This is a genomic window from Ideonella sp. A 288 (genome assembly GCF_002198735.1).
In the GTDB taxonomy this organism is placed as follows: domain Bacteria; phylum Pseudomonadota; class Gammaproteobacteria; order Burkholderiales; family Burkholderiaceae_C; genus Pseudaquabacterium.
In genome coordinates this window covers 1-18,597 of record NZ_MWLO01000046.1, presented here as the reverse complement: position 1 = coordinate 18,597, position 18,597 = coordinate 1, and the positions used below count along the sequence as shown (strand labels likewise).

The window sequence follows — 18,597 nt, the reverse complement described above, 5'->3', positions numbered from 1 at the left end:
CCCACCTCACCTGCCCCCCCTGAAGGAGCCCTCCATGACCCTCTGCCAACCCCTTGCCCGCGGCGCGCTCGCGCTGGCCACCACCGCCGCGCTGCTGGCCAGCAGCCTGGCCGCCCAGGCGCAGGAGCGCATCACCTTCAAGGTGATCGGCCAGCCGGCGGCCACCGGCATGATCCAGAAGAACAAGGAAAAGCCCTTCTTCGACGAGTTCGCCAAGCGCACCGGGCTGCCGGTCGACGCCGACTACAAGCCCATCGATTCGCTGGGCATCAAGGACACCGAGCAGCTGCGCGTGATGAAGGCGGGCCTATTCGACATCGTCTCGCTGCGCGTGTCGCAGAACTCGCGCGACGAGCCCACGCTGCTGGGCATGGACCTGGTCGGCGCGTCGCCCGACTACGAGACCGCGCGCAAGGTGTACGAGGCCTACTTCGACACGCTCGACGCGCGGCTGCAGAAGCAGTTCCAGGTCAAGCTGCTCGGCGTGTGGCCGTTCGGCCCGCAGATCCTGTTCTGCAAGAAGCCGCTCACCAAGCTGGCCGACCTGAAGGGCATGAAGGTGCGCGTGTACGACCAGAACCTGGCCAAGTTCATCGAATCGGTGGGCGGCACGCCGGTGCCGCTGTCGTTCACCGAGGTGCACCAGTCGCTGTCGCTGGGCGTGGTCGACTGCGCCATCACCGGCCCCAGCTCGGCCAACTCGTCCAACTGGCCCGAGGTGACCACGCACCAGTACCCGCTGGGCTTCCAGATGGCGCTGAACGGCTACGCCATCACGCTGAACGCCTGGAAGAAGCTCAAGCCCGACCAGCAGGCCAAGATGCAGGCCGCCTTCAAGACCCTCACCGACGAGATCTGGGTCTACTCGAAGGAGCTCACCCAGGACGCGTTGAACTGCAACGCCGGCAAGGACCCCTGCCTCAACGGCAAGAAGTTCAAGCTGATCGACGTGCCGGTGACGCCGGCCGACATCGACACCTTGCGCAAGGCCGTGGCCGCGATCTCGCTGCCCACCTGGGCCGAGATCTGCGACAAGGCCAACCCCGGCTGCTCGGACACCTGGAAGAAGACCGTCGGCAAGGCCGTCGGCATCCAGTAACACCGACACAACGCGACGCACGCCGGTGCGTCGCGGCCTGATCTCCCGCCACCCGACCCAGGGATACCCGATGAAAGACTCCATTGAACGCTGGCTGGGCACGCTGTTCGGCCTGATCTTCGTGGCCTTGTCGCTGCTGGTGGCGGTGGAAACCGTGGTCCGCAAGGCCTTCAACTTCTCGCTGCAGGGCGCCGACGAACTGGGTGGCTATGCGCTGGCCATCTGCGCCACCATCGCCTTCAGCCTGGCGCTGATCGGGCGCACGCACATCCGCGTCGACGTCTTCCACGACCGCCTGCCGCCGGCGCTGCAGACCGGTCTGAACTGGCTGTCGGCCGTGTGCCTGGCCGCCTTCGCGGTGCTGCTGGCGTCACTGGCCTGGTTCGTGGTGGCCGATTCGCGCAGCTACCAGAGCGTGTCGCAAACCCCGTGGGCCACGCCGCTGGTCTATCCGCAGACGGCCTGGCTGATCGGCCTGGTGGTCTTCGCGCTGGTGTCGGTGGGCGTGGCCGGACGCGCCACCGTGCTGTTGCTGCGCGGCCGCATCACCGAGCTGAACCGCGACTTCGGGCCACGGTCCACCAAGGAAGAAGTGGACGAGGAGCTCGAAGACCTGAAGAACCGGTCCACCGACGGCGCCCTGCCCCCGACGGCCGGCGCCGCCACCGGAGCACGCGCATGAACGTCAGCTACATCCTGATCGCCTTCTTCGGCATGCTCGGCATGATGCTGCTGGGCCTGCCGATCGCCGTGGCGATGGCCGCCGTGGGCATCGTCGGCGGCCTGCTGGCCTACGGCGCGCCCTTCATCAACTCCATCGCCCCGGTGGTCTGGGGCGTGCACAACGACAACCTGCTCACGTCCATCCCGTTGTTCGTGCTGATGGGCGAACTGCTGCTGCGCTCGGGCATCGCCGACCGCATGTTCGGCGCGCTGGCCGCCTGGCTGGGCCGGCTGCCCGGCGGGCTGCTGCACACCAACGTGGGTTGCAGCGCGCTGTTCGCGGCCACCTCGGGCTCGTCGGTGGCCACCGCGGCCACCATCGGCACGGTGGCGCTGCCGTCACTCTACAAGCGCGGCTACTCGATGAAGCTGTCGCTGGGCTCGATCGCCGCCGGCGGCACGCTGGGCATCCTGATCCCGCCGTCGGTCAACATGATCATCTACGGCTCGCTCACCGACACCTCGATCGGCAAGCTGTTCATCGCCGGCATCGTCCCCGGCCTGCTGCTCACGTCCTGCTTCATGGGCTACATCGCCGTGCATGCGCTCGTCACCGGCACCGCCATCCGCGAAGACAAGGTGCCGCTGGCCGAGCGCCTGCGCCTGCTGAAAGACCTGCTGCCGCCGGCGGTGGTGTTCTTCATCGTGATGGGCAGCCTGTACACCGGCCTGGCCACCACCACCGAATCGGCCGCGCTGGGCGTGGTGGCCTCGCTGGGCTTCGCCTGGCACAGCCGCAGGCTCACCTGGACGCTGCTGCAGCACTGCTTCGTGCAGACGGCCAAGACCAGCGGCATGATCCTGCTCATCATCACCGCGGCCTTCGTGCTGAACCTGGCCATCAGCCTGACCGGCGTGGCCGAGGCGATGACCGCCTGGGTCACCTCGTTCGGCCTGTCCGCCACGCAGTTGCTGCTGGTGCTGATCCTGTTCTACCTGGTGCTGGGCATGTTCATGGACGTGCTGTCGATGATGGTGGCCACCATCCCCATCACCTTCCCGATCGTCACCGCGCTGGGCATCGACCCGGTGTGGTACGGCATCTTCATCGTGCTGATGTGCGAGCTGGGCATGATCACCCCGCCGGTGGGCATGAACCTGTTCGTGGTGCACGGCATCCGCCCCGACAAGGGCGGCATCCGCGACGCCATCGTGGGCGCACTGCCCTATGCCGGCATCATGATCGCCTTCACGCTGCTGCTGATCGCGGTGCCCGGCCTGGCCACCTGGCTGCCGGGGCAGATGAAGTGAGCCGCCTGCCGACCGCGCTGTGGCAGCTCAGCGCCGTGGCGCTGGCCGAATCCTATCGCCGACGCGACGCGACACCGTCGCAGGTGCTGGCCTCGTGCTTCGAGCGCATCGACGCCGTCAACCCGCGCCTGAATGCCCTGGTCGCGCTGCGCCGCGAGGCGGCCTTCGCCGAGGCAGCGCGCAGCGACGAGCGCTTCGCCCGCGGCGCGCCGCTGGGCCCGCTCGACGGCCTGCCGCTGGCGGTGAAGGACAACATCCCCAGCGTCGACCTGCCCACCACCTGGGGCAGCGTGGCCGGCCGCGACCACCGCCCGGCCCAGGACGAACTGGCGCTGGCGCGCGCCCGCGCCGGCGGCGCCCTGGTCGTCGGCAAGACCAACGTGCCCGAGTTCACCCTCGAGGGCTACACCGGCAACGCCCTGTTCGGCACCACCCGCAACCCGTGGAACCCGGCGCTCACACCCGGCGGCTCCAGCGGCGGCTCGGTAGCCGCGGTGGCGGCCGGCATGGTGCCGCTGGCGCTCGGCACCGACGGCGGCGGCTCGACGCGTCGGCCAGCGTCGCACACCGGGCTGGTGGGCTTCAAGCCGTCGATCGGCGCGATCGCGCGCGAGCACGCGCTGCCGCCGCTGCTGCTGGATTTCGAGGTCATCGGCCCGATCGCGCGCAGCATCGCCGACGTGCAGTTGCTGTTCAACGCGCTGCGCGGGCCGCACGCGGCCGACTGGCGCTCGCAGGTCGCGCCCGGGCCCGCGGCGATGCCGTCGCCGCTGCGCGTGCTGTACGTGCCCACGCTGGACGCGGCGCCGGTCGACGCCGAGATCGCCGCCTCGTGCCGCGCCGCCGCCGCCCGGCTGGCGACGATGGGCCATGCGGTGGAAGAAGGCGCGCTGCCGCTCGACCTGGGCTTCATGACCAGCGGCTGGCCGGTGGTCGGGCAGATCGGCCTGGCCTGGCTGTTCGAGCGCCACCCGGCGTGGCGCGACGGCGCCTCGGCCAAGTACCTGGCCATGGCCGACACCGGCGCGCAGGTGCCGGCGGCCACGCTGTGGCAGCTCCTCGAAACGGTGGAGCAACTGCGCCGCAACGTGGCGCGGCTGTTCGAGCGCATCGACCTGATCGTCACGCCGGCCGCGGCGGCGCTGCCCTGGCCGGCCGACGAGCCCTATCCGCCGGTCATCGACGGCCAGCCGGTGGGGCCGCGCGGCCATGCCATCTTCACCGCCTGGGTCAACGCCGCCGGGCTGCCCGCGGTGGCGCTGCCCTGCGAACCCTCGGCCACGGGCCTGCCGATCGGCGTGCAGCTGATCGGCCCGCGCGGCCACGACCAGGCCCTGCTCGGCCTGGCCGGCCAGTTCGAGGCCGCCGCGCCACGCGGCTGGGCCTGGCCGCCGCTGTGAGGCACGGCCCGGCCCGGCACTTTCAGAACTGGACGCTCGCCTCGCCGATGCCGTCGAAGGCCACCACCACCCGGTCGCCGGCCTGCGCATGCAGCAGGCCGCACCAGGTGCCGGTGGTGATGACGGTGCCCGCCGGCAGCACGACGCCATGACGGGTGGCGTGCCGCAGCCAGGCCGGCAGCACGAAGGCCGGGTCGGCCATCGAGTGCGTGCCGACGAACACCTGCTCGGCCTGCGTGCCGAGGCGCACGCGGCACCGCTGCGCCGACCAGTCGCGCGCCACGTCGAACGGCACCCAGGCGCCCAGCACCAGCGCGCCGTGCGACTGCAGGTCGGCCAGCTTGGCCAGCGCGGGCGCCTGCAGGCCCTCGGCCCAGCGCGAATCGACCACCTCGATGGACACGGCCATCGCGTCGATCAGCGCACACGCCGCGGCCAGGTCCAGCCCGGCGGCGCGCGCCGCGTCCACCGGCTCGCGCAGGCGCAGCGCCACCTCGGCCTCGATGCCGCGCAGCGTGAAGGGCCAGGCCCCCGCCAGCGCCGGGCTGGCCCACACGCCGGCCGGCGGCAGCGGGGCGTGCGTCTGCACCGCGGTGCGCGACGGCCCTCCCGATTTCCAGTGCCGCGCCGGCCCATCGGCATACCAGCCCAGCGTGCGGGCCACCTGGTCCTGCACCGCATAGGCGGCGTCGGCATCGGCCAGCGCCGGGGCCGGGCGCGGTCGGCCGTCGCCACGGGCCTGCAGCAGCCGCGTGGCGGCGTCGTCGATGTCGGTCATGGGGTCGGGCCCTCGCGGTTCGGAAGGCGCCATTGTGCGCAGCCGGCCGCGCCCCGGCCCCCAGCGCCATCCCCGCGGCCCGCCGCCCCATCCACCCAAGTGCTGCCATGAACCCGATCGACACCCTCGCCAACGCCCGCCGCTTCGAACCCCGCCGCGACCCGCGGCTGCAGGCCCTGCGCTGGCCCGGCGGCGCCGGCCTGGCGCTGTCCTTCGTGCTCAACATCGAGGAAGGCGCCGAGCTGTCGATCGCCGACGGCGACGCCGTCAACGAGGCGGTGCACGAGGTGACGATGCGGCTCGACGGCGTGCCCGACCACTGCCTGGGCACGCACTTCGAATACGGCGCACGCGCCGGCTACGGGCGCATCGTGCAGCGCTTCATCGACGCCGGGTGGCCGCTCACATTGAACGTCTGCGGCCGCGCCCTCGAACGCACGCCCTGGGTGGCCGACGACGCACGCCGGCATGGCTTCGAGCTGTGCGGCCACGGCTGGCGCTGGGAATCGCCCGCCACGATGGACGAGGCCACAGAGCGCGCGTCGATCGCCCGCACCGTGGCCACCATCGCCCGCCTGGGCGGCCGCGCCCCGGCGGGCTGGCACTGCAAGGGCTCGCGCTCGGTGCACACCCGCCGCCTGCTGCGCGAAGCCGGCCACTTCGTCTACGACAGCGACGACTACGGCGACGACCTGCCGCACACGCTGGACCTGGGCGACGGCGGCCCGCCGCACGTGGTGCTGCCCTACGGCTTCGACACCAACGACATGCGCTTCTTCGACCGCGGCGGCTTCGTGCGCGCGGCCGATTTCTCGGGCTACGTCGGCGATGCGATCGAGGCGCTGCGGCCCGAGGCCCGCCACGCGCCGCGCCTGCTGACCATCGGCCTGCACTGCCGCATCATCGGCAGGCCGGGCCGCATCGCCGGGCTCGACGCCGTGCTGCGGCAGGTGGCCGGGCTGGGCGACGAAGTGCGGGTGATGACGCGCGAAGGCATCGCGCGGCACTGGCTGGCGCAGGCCTCGGCGGCCTGAGCCTGCCGCACGGCGCGCCCGGCGGCCGCCGGGTGCCGAGCGCCTTACCCCTGGCCCTTGACGACCGGGCCGACCACGCCGTCCAGGTTGGAGACGATGGCCTTGCGGTACTCGGTGACGTAGAAGTCCACCGCCTTGCCGCGATCTTCGGCCGTGCCGCCGCCGGACAGGAAGTTGAACGCGTTGTAGCGCCCCGCCGCAAACAGGATGGCGGCGCTGACCTCGCCGCCCTTGCCTTCGGCGGCCAGGCGGTTGGCCAGGTGGATGAACTCGTCGACGAGCTTCAGGAACTCCGGAGGGTAGGCCATGGGGCGCTTTCGGTGGGGCGTTGCAACGGGCCCGATTGTCATCGCCTTCGCGGCGATCGACGAACACCCCTGCCGCCATCGGTGCCGCGGGCCCGTGGCACCGGCCGGCCCCGATTGCGCAGACTCAACGTGCCGCGCCACGGGCGCCCTAGCATGCGTTGAACAGGCGCGGGAATGGCCGCCCCTGCCGAAATGTCCACGCACCCCATGACCAGCACCCACCCTGCATTGCCCGCACGCCCCTGTGGCGCGCCGGTGCGGTGGTTGGCGGCCTGTGGCCTGGCGCTGGCACTGGGCCCGTGGGCTTCACCGGCTCAGGCGCTGCCCCTGGCGGGTGGGCCGTGGGCCGCCACCGTGCACGATCCGACGCACTCGCACCCCGAGGTCGCTGCGAACCTGTGGAGCGTGGCCGAGCGCGACAGCGCCGCGCTCGACGGGCAAGGCCCGTTTCGCTGCGACCTCGACGACGCGCCGGATTGCGGCGTCGACGACGACCCCTGGGCCGACCTGGTCAGCCCCCTGACCTGGGAACTGGGCGGAGTGGAGGCGCTGTCGATCCACGCCTCCGACCTGGACGGACTGCCGAGGCCCGACCTGCCGCTGGGCGATGCCGACCACTCGTTCGCCGAACTGGAGGCCGCGGGACGGGGCCTCGCCGTGGTGTTGCCCGAGCCCGTCGGCGTGCCCGAGCCCGGCACCATCGTGCTGGTGCTGGCGGCGCTGGGCCTGTCCCTGCTGCCCGGTTTCAGGCAATGGGTCGACTGACGCGAAGCGCCTGATGCGGACCGCCGGGGCCTAGGCGCCGCCGCGCCGCAACAGGGCCGCGGCCAGGGCCAGCACCAACAGCGCTGCTGCGGCAATCCAGGAGCCCAGCACCCGCACGGCGATCCCCAGCCATGGCGGCCTGGCCAGGCCGACCAGGGTGGCCAGAGTGCTGCTGGCCAGCCATGACGCGAGCCCCGAGCCGGCCAACATCAGCCACCGATCCTGGCCGTCCACGCCCTCCGGACCCGAGCCCAGTGCCACGGCCGCGCCCGTGGCTGCGGCCAGCAGCGCCAGCAGGGGTGCCGGCAGGCTGCGTGCGGCCGCCGTGGCAGCGCCGAGCACGAACGCCAGGCCCAGCAGCAGGCGCTCGGTATCGGGGTCTCCCGCGACGCGGTGCATCGGCAGGCAGACCATCAGCGCCACCATCAGCGCCAGCAGCGCGGCCGTCGCCGCCGCCGTCGATGCCGGCCTGTGCTGCCCCACGAGCAGGCCCAGCGCCAGCAGCGCCATCAGTTGGGCAGGCGTGGCCAGCGGGTGCAGCGCACCGTTGCCGAAGGCCCCGATGCCCGGTATCACGTCGTGTGCATGTGCCGGCAGCGGCAGCGCTGCGGCCATGGCCCCCAGCCACACAGCGATCCGGGCCAGCCGCTCGCTCACAGGGCGTTCGCGAGGTAGAACACGCCGAGCGCCGCAATGGCGGCGCCACAGGCGCGCACCAGGGCAGCGCCATGCCACCAGCGATGCACCTGGGACAGGGCGATGCCGCCCGCATGCAGCAGGCCGGTGGCGCTGACGAACCCCAGGCTGTAGGCCACCGGGCTGACCGAATCGGGAAGCTCGGTGCCATGGGCGTGGCCATGGAAGACGGCGAAGGCCCCCACGATCGTGGCAGCCACCCACCACGGCGGCTTGGCTGCCAGCGCCACCATGGCCCCCAGGACGATGGCCGACCCGGCGATGCCGGCTTCCACGCCCGGCATCGGCACCCCCAGCACGGCCAGTGCACCGCCGCTGGCCATGACCATGGGGAAGACCACCGGCAGCATCCACACCGCGGGCCGCCCCAGGAAGGCGCCCCACAGACCCACCGCCACCATGGCCGCCACGTGGTCCGGTCCGGCCAGGGGATGCAGGACACCGCTGAGAAACCCGCCGGCCATGCCACCCGCGCTGTGGGCCGAGACGGGGCTCGCCACGGTCAGCAGCAGGATCAGCACCAGAGGGGCGTTCACGGCATCAGCGTCCACGTCAGGGACGCAGCGGTGAACCTGACAGGGGACAGGTGCCAACCCGTGCCGGGGTTGGCGTGGATCGCCGCGGCGACAGGGCCCTCGGTCGCCCCCTCGGCCGCCCCTTCGGTCGCCCACTCGGCCGCCTTGTCAGCGTTGGCACGGACACACACCACGCCCATGATCTTCTCCGTCAGTCTTCGTGCACGATCAGCTCGCGCACCGTCAGTGCCGTGCCGCCGGTGGGCTGCAACTGGTGGCCGCCGCACAGCGGGCAGGCGTCGAGCCGCGAGCGGATCTCCACCGTCTGGCCGCAGGCCAGGCACCACGCCTGGCCAGGCGGTTCGTCGATCTGGATCTCCGCGCCGTCCAGGCAGGTGCCCGGCGACAACGCCTCCAGCGAAAACCTCAGCGCCCTCGATTCCACGCCCGACAAGGCGCCGGCCTCGATCACCAGGCGCTTGACCCGGACAAACTGCTCGCGCGCGGCGGCGTCTTCGACCACCTGCAGGATGCCTCCGGCCAGGCTCATCTCATGCATGGGCGGCCTCCTCGGGCGCGTCCTCGACCGCCAAGGCCACGCAGGGGTCGAAGGTGCATGCCAGGCGCCGGGCGGCGTCGACCGCACCGGCGCCGCGCAGCCCCGACAGCGCCTGCGCCAGCAGGCCGCCTGGGTGGAAGTTCCATTCCGTCGGCGCGAGCACCTGGCAGGCTGCGACACGCGCATCGTCGCCTTGCCCGGCCAGCCGGACCCGGTGAACCAGCAGGCCACGCGCCATCTCGGCCCAGGCCACGCCTTCTCCCGTGCCCAGCGTCATGGCGCCGTGCGCGAGCCACCGGTCGCCCGTCGGCCCGGCCAGCATCAGCGCATCGGCCACCCGCGAGACCAGGCGCGGCCAAGCCCCGTCGGCCGCCCTCGATGCCGGGTCGTTCACGCGCGACCAGGGGCCGGTATCGCACACCCGGCCGCCCCACTCCGGTCGGCTGCAGAACCCGGGCTCCCCGGCCATGAGCGCCGCCAGCGCCGGCATGGTGGCCGTGGGGTCGCGCAGCAGGTCCAGCGCATTCGCCGGCGTGGCCAGTGCCTGCATGGGGAGCAATTGACTGCGCAGCAGTGCAGCCACCGGGCCGCGGCCGGCGGCACACCACCGCGCTGCCCACTCGCGCGGATCGTTGCGGTGGCCCCGGAGCCAGGCCTCAGGCGCCAGGTCGAGCCACTCATGCTCCAGCCAGGCTGGCATCGCTCGAAGCTGGCTCTCGGCGTCCAGGTCGCGGCGCCACAGCGGGCAATCGCGCAGCCGCCGCGCAGGCTCGGCGTCGACCATGGCGCCGGGGACGCCCGGCAGTTGTCTCGGCCAGTCGAGCGTGATGCGCAAGATCTGCTCGCGCGCCTGGCTGAGTTGCAGTGCCCGCAGGTCGGACGGCTCGGCCACGGCGGCCTCGCCACGCGCCGCCGCAACGGCCAGGCGCGCCACCAGCCGGTGCGTCGAGGCACACAGGGTGAACAGCGAGCCGAGCAGCGCCGGCAGCTGGCTGGCGACCCGGCCCGCCGTGAACCGCGGCACCCACTGGGCACGCAGGCCGCTGATCGTTGGCAACGGCCGCCCGGGGTGCAGGCGCAGCACAGCCTCGGGCAACGACACGGTCACCGCGCACCCTTGGCGGTCGATCGGTTGAGCACCGGGCCACAACACCGTGCCACCGGGGCGGCAGCCCTCGGTGCGGCCGGCACGAACTGAGCCTGGCCGCGCGGACGCACACGATGGGCTCGACGACGGCCTCGACCGCCGCCGACGCCTTGCTCGAAGTCGGCGGCACCTGCGGTGCAGCGGCCGATGCGCGCCGCGCCACGGCGCGCGGTCTCGTCCACCACGGGATCGACGGCGACCCGCGCGGCCGTCACCTCGCGCCGCTCGCCGCCGGGGCCGGGAAGCGCTCGTCGCCGATGCGGCCAGGCCCTTCGGCGGCCGCTCGGCCGCCTTCGCAGGCGGCAAGCGCCAGCGTGGGCGCGGTCACGGTGGCGCGGCCCGGCGGGTGGGCCGTCCTGGGCTGAGGCTCGGCACCCCAGCGGCGCAGCGCCTCGATGCCGAGCGAGAGCGCGTCTTCCATCGCGCGCCAGATGCGCGGGCGCAGACTGCCGCCATAGTCCTCCAGCTGCTCCGGCTGGCAGCCGATCAGCAGCACCTGCTCGGGGTAGGCATCCGTCAGCGCCGCGAGCGACAAGACCTCCTGGAAGCCGGTCTGGTGCAGGCTCAGCTTCCTGGCCCCCATGAAGCGCGGCACGTCGTCGTTCTCGATCAGCTTGATCGCCCCGGGCTCCAGTCCGTAGTCGATGGCATCGAAGATCAGCAGCTTGCGGGCGTCCTGCACGTGGTGCAGGAGGTACTGGCCCTGCGTGCCACCATCGATGAGTCGCACGTGCGGTGCAAAGGTCCAGCGTTGGTCGAGCGCCTCGACGCAACGCACGCCGAAGCCCTCGTCGGCCCAGAGCAGGTTGCCGATGCCGAGCACGACGATGAGGCCATCGCCGCCGGGGCTGGGGCTATCGGTGGGCCCGGGCATGGTGGCGATGGCCGAGGGTCGCGCCAGGCCCGCGCCGGCGCCAGACCGGTGCCGCCGCGGCGACCCCCCAGCCGAGCGCCACCAGCAGGGCGCTCGCGGCCAGCAGGCCCAGCGCCAGGCCGGGCCAGCCGCTCGAGGCCGCCAGCAGGTGGTCCAGCGCGACCGCGTGCAGCAGCTCGTCCACCAGGCTGGTGTGGCCATGGCCCGGGTGGGCCCAGGCCGGCGCACTGGCGGACACGATGGCGAGCAGTGCCGCTGCGCGGCAGAGTGAACGGTGTTTCATGTCGGCGTCCTGTGTCGGATTTGGGTGGGGTTCATGCGGTGCGCAAGTCAGCATCGCGCAGGATATCGTCGATCAGCGACAGCGTCAGTTCGGCCTCGGCGGCGCTGACCTTGTAAAGCGCACGCTGCAGGTGAACCATCACATGGTCGCCAGGCTGCACGTCGTCGACCAGTTCCAGCGAGACCTCGCGGCGCTCGCCCCGCATGTCGACGAGGGCGCGCTGTCCGTCCAGCACCTGGACGACGAGCGACGGGATGGCAATGCACATGTGGCTGACCTCTGTCGGGCCGCTACTGCAGGCAGGCGCCGGGCTGACTGCCGCTGCGGCAGCGGAACAGCAATCGCTCGCCGCCCGTGGCGGGCGTGCGGGTGTACTGGGCCTGCAGCCCGGCCGCTTGCACGGCCGACAGCGGCATCTTGCTGGCGGCCGCGTTTCGATCGTGCCAGTACATCACGATGCAGGTGCGGCCGGGCTTGCACAGGCTGGCCGCCGCGTGGCGGTAGGTGGCGGCGTCCTGGGCCATCGCCGGGTCCACCAGCACGAAGTACCGGTCGCCTTGGCCGCCCAGCTGTTGCCAGGCCGGGCCGGCCTGGGCCGCGGCGGCCAGGCCGAGCCCGGCAGCCAGCAGGCACAGGGTCTTTGTCACGCTGCTCATGCCAGATCCTTGGTTGGGCACCGCCGGCCCAGTCGGCCGGCGCTGCGCGGGTTGAAGTTCAGTCGTCGGATTCGGTGACCTGGATCGTGATCTGTGCCGGCGTGGGGTCGGCCAGTCCCTTGGCGTCGCGCACAGTCAGCCGCACCACCACGCTGCCCTTGGTGCGGAAGACCATGGTGGGGTTCCGCAAGGTGGACGTGACGCCGCTGCCGAAGTCCCACAGGTAGGTGAGCGGAAGGTTGCCGTCCGGGTCGGTGCCCGTGGCGCTGAACGCGACCGAGCGGCCCCGGCGCACGCGCACGCCATTGGCGGGGGTGAGGATGCGGCCGTCCGGCGCCGCGTTGACGCCGCCGGTGCCACCGCCGCACGTGGCCGGCGCGCCGCTCACGGCCATCTCGCCGCGCTGGCCGGCAATCTCCACCCGCACCCGGCAGGGCGCGGTGGCCAGCCGCTCGACCTCGAACTCCCAGGCACCATTGCTCCTCACCGTCGTGCTGGACAGCAGGGCGCCGGTCACGGCATCGAACAGGTCGGCCGCCGTGCCCACCGGGGCACCCTGGCCTTCCACGGTCAGTTCGCGGTCCCCGGAATCCCAGCGCGCCCGGGTGATGTTGACCGGCGCGCGAGGCTGCAGCGCGCCCACGCAGTCCTTGCCGTTGCAGGCCGGGTCCGCGGCATCGGTCTTGCCGTTGCAGTCGTTGTCGATCCCGTCACTGCATCGCTCGATGGCTCCCGGGTTGATCGCGGCGTTGTTGTCGTTGCAGTCGGCCGGGCCGCAGCGCCCCCCCTCGGGCGAGAAGCCGTCGCCGTCGTTGTCGCGGCAGCCCACAGGCAGCGGCTCGCGCACGGTGACGATGCGCACCGGCGCGTCCACCACCACCGCGCCCAGGCGGTCGGTGACCGTGAGGGTGACGCTGAAGGTGCCCACGCTGTTGAACGCCACCCTGGGGTTCTGCAGGGTCGAATCGGGCATGCCGCCGCCGCCGAAATTCCAGCGGTACGTGAGCGGCGTATTGCCGTCCGGATCGCTGCCGGTGCCTGCGAACGCGACGGTGGTGCCCTTGGCCACCGTCAGATCCGCCGCCGGCGCGGTGATGCTGGCGGTGGGCGGCTTGTTGCCGGACGCCACCACCGTGACCTGGCGCGTGGCGGGCGTGGGGTCGGCCAAGCCCCTGGCGTCGGTGACCGTGAGCGACACGGTGAAGGTGCCGGCCGTGTTGAACACCACGGTCGGGTTCTGCAGTGCGCTGTTGGCGGCGCCACCGCCGAAGTTCCACGCGTAGGTCAGCGGCGTGTTGTTGTCGGGGTCGGTGCCGGTGGCGTTGAACGCGACCGACTGGCCCACCGTGGTGGCCACATTGGCCGCCGGCAGGTTGATGGTGCCGTTCGGCGCCTGGTTGCCGGTGGACCCTGGCGAGACAGTGATGGTGCGTGTGGCGGGCGTGGGGTCGGCCAGGCCCCTGGCGTCGGTGACCGTGAGCGACACGGTGAAGGTGCCCGCGGTGGCGAACACCACGCTCGGGTTCTGCAGTGTGCTGTTGGCGGCGCCGCCGCCGAAGTTCCACGCGTAGGTCAGCGGCGTGTTGTTGTCGGGGTCGGTGCCGGTGGCGTTGAACGCGACCGACTGGCCCGCCGTGACGGTCACGTTGGCCGCCGGCAGGCTGATGGTGCCGTTGGGTGCCTGGTTGGCAGTGGCCACCGGGCAGAAGTTGGCCATCTGCGCCGAGGCGCCCTTGGGGGCAGCCTGGTACCAGGTCCACTGCGGGTCCATGCGGGTGGCACGGTTGCTGAGGTGGCAATCGGCGCACGCGGTGGCCACGGTGACTGGCCGGCCGATCGAGCGGCAGTAGGCATCCGTGGTGGTGGAGTAGGCGGGCAGCGCCATGGCGCCGCCGGCGGCGACGAGCCCGGTCACCGCGAGCACCAGGCGCACGAGCCGTTGCCAAGGAGTTTGCATGTTCATGATGCGTGTGCCTTGTTCCGAAGTGGGGCCGGCCTCAGCAGACCTTCACGCGGAGCAGTTCCTGCCCCTGCGGCGACATCAGATGCACGGCACAGGCCATGCACGGGTTGAAGCTGTGGATGGTGCGCAGGATCTCCAGCGGCTGCCCCGGCACGGCCAGCGAATGGCCCACCAGCGCGGCCTCGTAGGCACTGGGCTGCCCCAGGTGGTCGCGCGGCGAGGAGTTCCAGGTGGACGGCACCACGCACTGGTAGTTGGCGATCTTGCCGTTGGCGATGGAGATCCAGTGCCCCAGGCCGCCGCGCGGCGCTTCGGTGAAGCCCATGCCGCGCGAGGTGGCCGGCCAGGTGGCGGGGTCGAACTTGGCCGGGTTGTGGGTGGCCAGATCGCCGCGCGCGATGTTGGCCATCAACTGCCCATACCACACGGGCATGCGGTCCACGATGAGGCGGGTGTCGATGGCCTGCGCCACCATGCGGCCCATGGTGGAGTACAGCGCACCGAGCGGCTGCTTCAGCTCGCCCAAGGCGCCGTTCACCAGCTGCCGCGCCGAGGCATTGCCCTTGGCGTATAGCACCAGCACGCGGGCCAGCGCGCCCACTTCCATGGGCTTGCCCTTCCATCGCGGTGTCTTCTCCCACGAGTAGGGCTTGGCGTTGTCCAGCTCGGCATAGTGCGCACGCGGGCCGGTGTAGGCCGGCGTGGTCTCGCCGTCGTAGGGATGCAGCCCCGCGTTCTTGCCCGCGCTGTAGTCGTACCAGGAATTGGCCACGAACTCCTGGATCTCGGTCGGGTTGTTCAGGTCCACCGGCAGCACCTGCGACAGGTCGCGGTTGACGATGGCCCCGCGCGGGACGAACAGGTTGCCCGGGTCCAGGGCATCGGTTTCCGGGAAGTCGCCGAAGGTCAGGAAGTTGCCGATGCCTTCGCCCTTCTTGAACCAGTCCTTGTAGAACTTGCCCAGCGTGATGGCGTCGGGGTAGTAGACCTGGTTGATGAAGGCCTGCATCTCGTCGATGCAGGTCTTCACCAGCGCCAGCCCGTTGGCGTCCACCGCAGTGAAGCCCGGCGTCGGCGTGAAGCCACCGGCCGCGTTGGGCGCCGCGCTGATGGCGCAGGGCACGCCGCCCACCACGAAATTGGGGTGCGGGTTGCGGCCGCCGAACACCGCGTGCAGCTTGATCACCTTGCGCTGCCACTCCAGCGCCTCGAGGTAGTGCGCGAAGAGCATCAGGTTCACTTCGGGCGGCAGCTTGTATTCCGGGTGGCCCCAGTAGCCATTGGCGAACAGCCCGAGCTGGCCGGAGTTGATCAGCTTCACCAGCTTCTGGCGCACGCCTTCGAAGTAGGCCGGGCTGTTGTTGCCCCAGGGCGACTGGCACTTCTGCAGCGTGGACGTGGCCACCGGGTCGGCCTTGGCGGCGGAGGTGATGTCCACCCAGTCCAGCAGACTCAGCTGGTAGAAGTGCACCACCTGGTCCTGCCCCACCTGGCTGGCCGACAGCAGGTTGCGGATGATGCGGGCGTTGGCCGGGATGGGGTAGTTCAACGCGTTTTCCACCGCGCGGATGGCGGCCACCGAATGCACCACCGTGCACACGCCGCAGATGCGCTGGGTGAAGGCCCACGCGTCGCGCGGGTCGCGGCCGCGCAGGATGATCTCGATGCCGCGCATCATGGTGCCGCTGGAGAAGGCCTTGGTGATGACGCCGCGGGCATCGGTCTGGGCTTCGATGCGGAGATGGCCCTCGATGCGGGTGACGGGATCGACGACGATGGTGCTCATGCGGGCCTCGGTTCTGGAATGGGGTGGGGGCGGAACGTGCGCAGCTCGGACTCAAACCGGTGGCAGCACCACCCTGGGCGGTGCGACGCAGGCGCTGCCATCGCCCTGGCGGGGTGCGCTGGACATCACCTCGTAGAAGCTGGTGTTGCGATCCCAGAACCTGGGTTCCGAACAGCCCAGGCAGCCGTGCCCCGAGTGCATGGGGAAGCTGGTGCCCTGGTTCCACTTCATCGTCGCGCAGGCGTTGAAGGTCTCGGGGCCCTTGCAGCCCAGCAGGAACAGGCAGTGCCCCTGGCGCGCACCCGCGTCGTCGAAGGACTGGGCGAAGCGCCCGGCGTTGTAGTGCGGCAGCCGGCTGCAGCAGTCGTGCACCGTCTTGCCGTAGTAGACCTTGGGGCGCTTCAGGGTGTCCAGTTCGGGCGCACGGCCGTTCACCAGGTAGTAGGCAATGGTGCCGGTGATCACTTCCGGGATCGGCGGGCAGCCCGACACATTCACCAGCGGCCGGGTGGCGATGAGGCCCTGCGTCATCAGATCGTCCACTCCGGTGGCGGACGAGGGATTGGGAAAGGCCGCCGGAATGCCGCCGAACGTGGCGCAGGTGCCCAGCGCCAGCACCAGGCCCGCGCCCTGAACCGCTTCGCGCAGCGTGGCCAGGTTCGATTCGCCCGCCGTGGCAGACCAGTATTCCTTGTCGGCGGTGGGGATCGAACCGTCGACGACCAGTACATAACGGCCAATATTGTCGGCCATCGCCTTGCGGCGAGCCGCTTCGGCCTGGGTGCCGGCGGCGGCCTGAAGCGACTCGTGATAGTCCAGCGACAGGTAGTTCAGCAGCAGGTTCTCGAGTGTCGGGTCGAACGAGCGCAGCACCGATTCCGAGCATCCCGTGCACTGCTGGAACGACAGCCAGATCACCGACGGCCGGCGCGCGCCGGCCAGCGTCTGCGCGAACACGCTGGCCTCGTGCGTGGACAAGGCCAGGCTGGAGGCCGTGACGGTGCAGAACTTCATGAAGGCCCGTCGCGAGACGCCGCGCGCCTGCAGGGACTGAAGAATGGTTTGCTCAGAGGTCATTCGCTTCTCCTGGTGCGAACGGAGGCGGCGCCTGGTCGCGCGCGCCGCCAAACGAGACGAGCCGGTCGCGCAAGGTGTCCAGGCCGTAGGGAATCGACGCGCGGTCGCTGCGCAGCAGCGCTGGGGCCTCGGTCACTTCGATCCACGTGCCCAGGCTTTCGCCGTCGGGGCCGCCGTGCTCCACCCACCACACGCAGGCGATGGCGGTTTCGCGCGCGCTGGACGCCCCCAGTGCGCTGACCTGGGCCGTGACCTCCCCATCACCCAGCACGTCGCGCAACTGATCGATGTCGCCAGGCAGCAGCGAAAGCCATCGCAGGTCGATCGAGCCATGCTGGCCGAAGGCCTGGTACTGCTCCAGCATTTCCTGCACCTCGTGCAGGATGGCCAGCACCGCAGCCGAGATGCGCGATTGGCCTGCACCGCTGGCCGTGTTGTGTTCGATCCGGATCGGGATGTCGCAAAGTCGCGCCATGCAGCGTGCCTCGAGGGTTGTCGTCGATGGTCTGCATCGACGGATTGGTCGTTGGGCGCATGAAACCCGAGCGCGAGATCGGCACGATTGAGACAGATCAAAGGCCGCACCCCGCCGTGGCATGCCCTTACAACTCACACGCATGGACATGCGATGCGGGACACGCGTGCGCCGCGGGTGACGACCCAGGCTCGCTGTCGCGGATGGCCGCTCATCGCAGGTGCCAGGCGCCGGCCGCGGCAAGGGGATGGCAGCGGTCCAAGGCACGGGTCTGCCCCCGTCACCCCCGTCGCGCACCGGTGCAGGGCCCTGTGATCTGCGGGCGGCTGTTCGACCCGGCCGCCTAGAATCGTCCGGCGACCTCGCGCCGGCCAGCACGGCGGGTGCACGTCGGCCATTCGCCGAACCCTCTCCAGACCCCTCTCCAGACACCACGCAAAGGACTCTCCCGCATGGGTGCGCAATGGAAAGCCAAGCACAAGGACCTGGCCGCCAACGCCAAGGGCCGGCTGTTCGGCAAGCTGGCCAAGGACATCATGATCGCGGCGCGCCACGGCGCCGACCCCGCGTCCAACGCCCGGCTGCGGCTGGTGGTGGAGCAGGCGCGCAAGGTGTCGATGCCCAAGGACACGCTGGAGCGCGCCATCAAGAAGGGCGCCGGCCTCACCGGCGAGGCGGTGCACTTCGAGCACGCGATGTACGAAGGCTTCGCGCCGCACCGCGTGCCGGTGATGGTGGAATGCCTCACCGACAACGTCAACCGCGCCGCGTCCGACATGCGCGTGCTGTTCCGCAAGGGCCAGCTCGGCACCTCGGGCTCGGTGTCGTGGGACTTCGACCACGTGGGCCTGATCGAGGCCGAACCCGCCGTGGCCGGCAGCGACCCCGAGATGGCGGCCATCGAGGCCGGCGCGCAAGACTTCGACACGGCCGAGGACGGCGTGACCACCTTCCTGACCGACCCCGCCGACCTCGACCTGGTGGGCCGCGCGCTGCCGGCGCAGGGCTTCACCGTGCTGTCGGCCAAGCTGGGCTACAAGCCGAAGAACCCGGTGGACCCCGCCAGCCTGAGCGCCGAGCAGCTGGACGAGGTGGAAGCCTTCCTGGCCGCGCTGGACGCCAACGAGGACGTGCAGAACGTGTTCGCCGGCCTGCAGGGCTGAGAACACTGCGAGTCCTTCGATCACGCCCGCTCAGACGACCCCCGA

At 71.2% G+C, this 18,597-nt stretch carries 21 protein-coding genes; 7 read left to right on the top strand and 14 right to left on the bottom strand.

What is annotated here, in order from left to right; genetic code table 11:
* Window positions 1-34 precede the first annotated feature (34 nt).
* From EOINJALH_RS02395 to EOINJALH_RS02380, 4 genes are all read left to right on the top strand, one after another.
* Window positions 35-1,099, top strand: a complete 1,065-nt coding sequence (locus EOINJALH_RS02395) for a TRAP transporter substrate-binding protein (protein WP_088278718.1) — start codon at window positions 35-37, stop codon at window positions 1,097-1,099.
* 70 nt (window positions 1,100-1,169) lie between these two features.
* Entirely contained in the window at window positions 1,170-1,781 is a 612-nt protein-coding gene (locus tag EOINJALH_RS02390; RefSeq protein ID WP_088278717.1) for a TRAP transporter small permease subunit, read from the top strand.
* A complete protein-coding gene (locus tag EOINJALH_RS02385; protein ID WP_088278716.1) occupies window positions 1,778-3,073 on the top strand; it encodes a TRAP transporter large permease in 1,296 nt (431 codons plus the stop codon). Before EOINJALH_RS02390 ends, EOINJALH_RS02385 begins: the two co-directional genes overlap by 4 nt.
* Window positions 3,070-4,473, top strand: a complete 1,404-nt coding sequence (locus EOINJALH_RS02380; protein ID WP_088278715.1) for an amidase — start codon at window positions 3,070-3,072, stop codon at window positions 4,471-4,473. Before EOINJALH_RS02385 ends, EOINJALH_RS02380 begins: the two co-directional genes overlap by 4 nt.
* A gap of 22 nt (window positions 4,474-4,495) precedes the next feature.
* Here EOINJALH_RS02380 and EOINJALH_RS02375 read toward each other — a convergent pair whose 3' ends face one another.
* Window positions 4,496-5,251: a fumarylacetoacetate hydrolase family protein gene (locus EOINJALH_RS02375; protein ID WP_088278714.1), complete on the bottom strand. Its 756-nt coding sequence runs from the start codon at window positions 5,249-5,251 to the stop codon at window positions 4,496-4,498.
* 107 nt (window positions 5,252-5,358) lie between these two features.
* Between EOINJALH_RS02375 and EOINJALH_RS02370 the strand changes: the two genes are divergently transcribed.
* Window positions 5,359-6,285, top strand: coding sequence for a polysaccharide deacetylase family protein (locus EOINJALH_RS02370; protein WP_088278713.1), 927 nt, complete (start codon window positions 5,359-5,361; stop codon window positions 6,283-6,285).
* A gap of 44 nt (window positions 6,286-6,329) precedes the next feature.
* Here EOINJALH_RS02370 and EOINJALH_RS02365 read toward each other — a convergent pair whose 3' ends face one another.
* The gene (locus EOINJALH_RS02365) at window positions 6,330-6,593 is read right to left on the bottom strand and encodes a DUF3144 domain-containing protein (RefSeq protein WP_158219623.1); all 264 of its coding nucleotides are present in this window, start codon (window positions 6,591-6,593) and stop codon (window positions 6,330-6,332) included.
* A gap of 192 nt (window positions 6,594-6,785) precedes the next feature.
* Here EOINJALH_RS02365 and EOINJALH_RS02360 point away from each other — a divergent pair, with 192 nt between their 5' ends.
* Complete coding sequence (locus EOINJALH_RS02360; RefSeq protein ID WP_158219622.1) at window positions 6,786-7,358, top strand: hypothetical protein; 573 nt, start codon at window positions 6,786-6,788, stop codon at window positions 7,356-7,358.
* A gap of 30 nt (window positions 7,359-7,388) precedes the next feature.
* Here EOINJALH_RS02360 and EOINJALH_RS02355 read toward each other — a convergent pair whose 3' ends face one another.
* The 12 genes from EOINJALH_RS02355 to EOINJALH_RS02295 form a co-directional block, all read right to left on the bottom strand.
* On the bottom strand, window positions 7,389-7,973 hold the full coding sequence (locus EOINJALH_RS02355) for a HupE/UreJ family protein (RefSeq protein WP_144289819.1): 585 nt from the start codon (window positions 7,971-7,973) through the stop codon (window positions 7,389-7,391).
* A 38-nt stretch (window positions 7,974-8,011) separates the two neighbouring features.
* On the bottom strand, window positions 8,012-8,590 hold the full coding sequence (locus EOINJALH_RS02350; RefSeq protein WP_088278709.1) for a HupE/UreJ family protein: 579 nt from the start codon (window positions 8,588-8,590) through the stop codon (window positions 8,012-8,014).
* A gap of 190 nt (window positions 8,591-8,780) precedes the next feature.
* Complete coding sequence (gene hypA, locus EOINJALH_RS02340; protein ID WP_088278707.1) at window positions 8,781-9,128, bottom strand: hydrogenase maturation nickel metallochaperone HypA; 348 nt, start codon at window positions 9,126-9,128, stop codon at window positions 8,781-8,783.
* On the bottom strand, window positions 9,121-10,236 hold the full coding sequence (locus EOINJALH_RS02335) for a hydrogenase formation protein (protein ID WP_088278706.1): 1,116 nt from the start codon (window positions 10,234-10,236) through the stop codon (window positions 9,121-9,123). Before EOINJALH_RS02335 ends, hypA begins: the two co-directional genes overlap by 8 nt.
* A 250-nt stretch (window positions 10,237-10,486) precedes the next feature.
* On the bottom strand, window positions 10,487-11,149 hold the full coding sequence (locus tag EOINJALH_RS02330) for a HyaD/HybD family hydrogenase maturation endopeptidase (RefSeq protein WP_088278705.1): 663 nt from the start codon (window positions 11,147-11,149) through the stop codon (window positions 10,487-10,489).
* Window positions 11,130-11,432, bottom strand: coding sequence for a hypothetical protein (locus EOINJALH_RS02325; RefSeq protein WP_088278704.1), 303 nt, complete (start codon window positions 11,430-11,432; stop codon window positions 11,130-11,132). Before EOINJALH_RS02325 ends, EOINJALH_RS02330 begins: the two co-directional genes overlap by 20 nt.
* Window positions 11,433-11,463: 31 nt before the next feature.
* Entirely contained in the window at window positions 11,464-11,700 is a 237-nt protein-coding gene (locus tag EOINJALH_RS02320; protein ID WP_088278703.1) for a HypC/HybG/HupF family hydrogenase formation chaperone, read from the bottom strand.
* Window positions 11,701-11,722: 22 nt separating this feature from the next.
* A complete protein-coding gene (locus EOINJALH_RS02315) occupies window positions 11,723-12,088 on the bottom strand; it encodes a hypothetical protein (protein ID WP_088278702.1) in 366 nt (121 codons plus the stop codon).
* A gap of 58 nt (window positions 12,089-12,146) precedes the next feature.
* Complete coding sequence (locus tag EOINJALH_RS02310; RefSeq protein WP_088278701.1) at window positions 12,147-14,051, bottom strand: PKD domain-containing protein; 1,905 nt, start codon at window positions 14,049-14,051, stop codon at window positions 12,147-12,149.
* Window positions 14,052-14,085: 34 nt separating this feature from the next.
* Window positions 14,086-15,837: a nickel-dependent hydrogenase large subunit gene (locus tag EOINJALH_RS02305; RefSeq protein ID WP_088278700.1), complete on the bottom strand. Its 1,752-nt coding sequence runs from the start codon at window positions 15,835-15,837 to the stop codon at window positions 14,086-14,088.
* Between the two features lie 51 nt (window positions 15,838-15,888).
* Window positions 15,889-16,914, bottom strand: coding sequence for a hydrogenase small subunit (locus EOINJALH_RS02300; protein ID WP_088278699.1), 1,026 nt, complete (start codon window positions 16,912-16,914; stop codon window positions 15,889-15,891).
* The gene (locus tag EOINJALH_RS02295) at window positions 16,904-17,389 is read right to left on the bottom strand and encodes a hydrogenase expression/formation C-terminal domain-containing protein (RefSeq protein ID WP_158219621.1); all 486 of its coding nucleotides are present in this window, start codon (window positions 17,387-17,389) and stop codon (window positions 16,904-16,906) included. The genes EOINJALH_RS02300 and EOINJALH_RS02295 overlap by 11 nt, the downstream gene beginning before the upstream one ends.
* A 452-nt stretch (window positions 17,390-17,841) precedes the next feature.
* On the opposite strand from EOINJALH_RS02295, the gene EOINJALH_RS02290 reads away from it, so the two are divergent.
* Window positions 17,842-18,552 carry a YebC/PmpR family DNA-binding transcriptional regulator gene (locus tag EOINJALH_RS02290; protein WP_088278697.1) on the top strand — a complete coding sequence of 237 codons (711 nt, stop codon included), beginning with the start codon at window positions 17,842-17,844 and terminating at the stop codon, window positions 18,550-18,552.
* The last annotated feature ends 45 nt before the right edge of the window (window positions 18,553-18,597 follow it).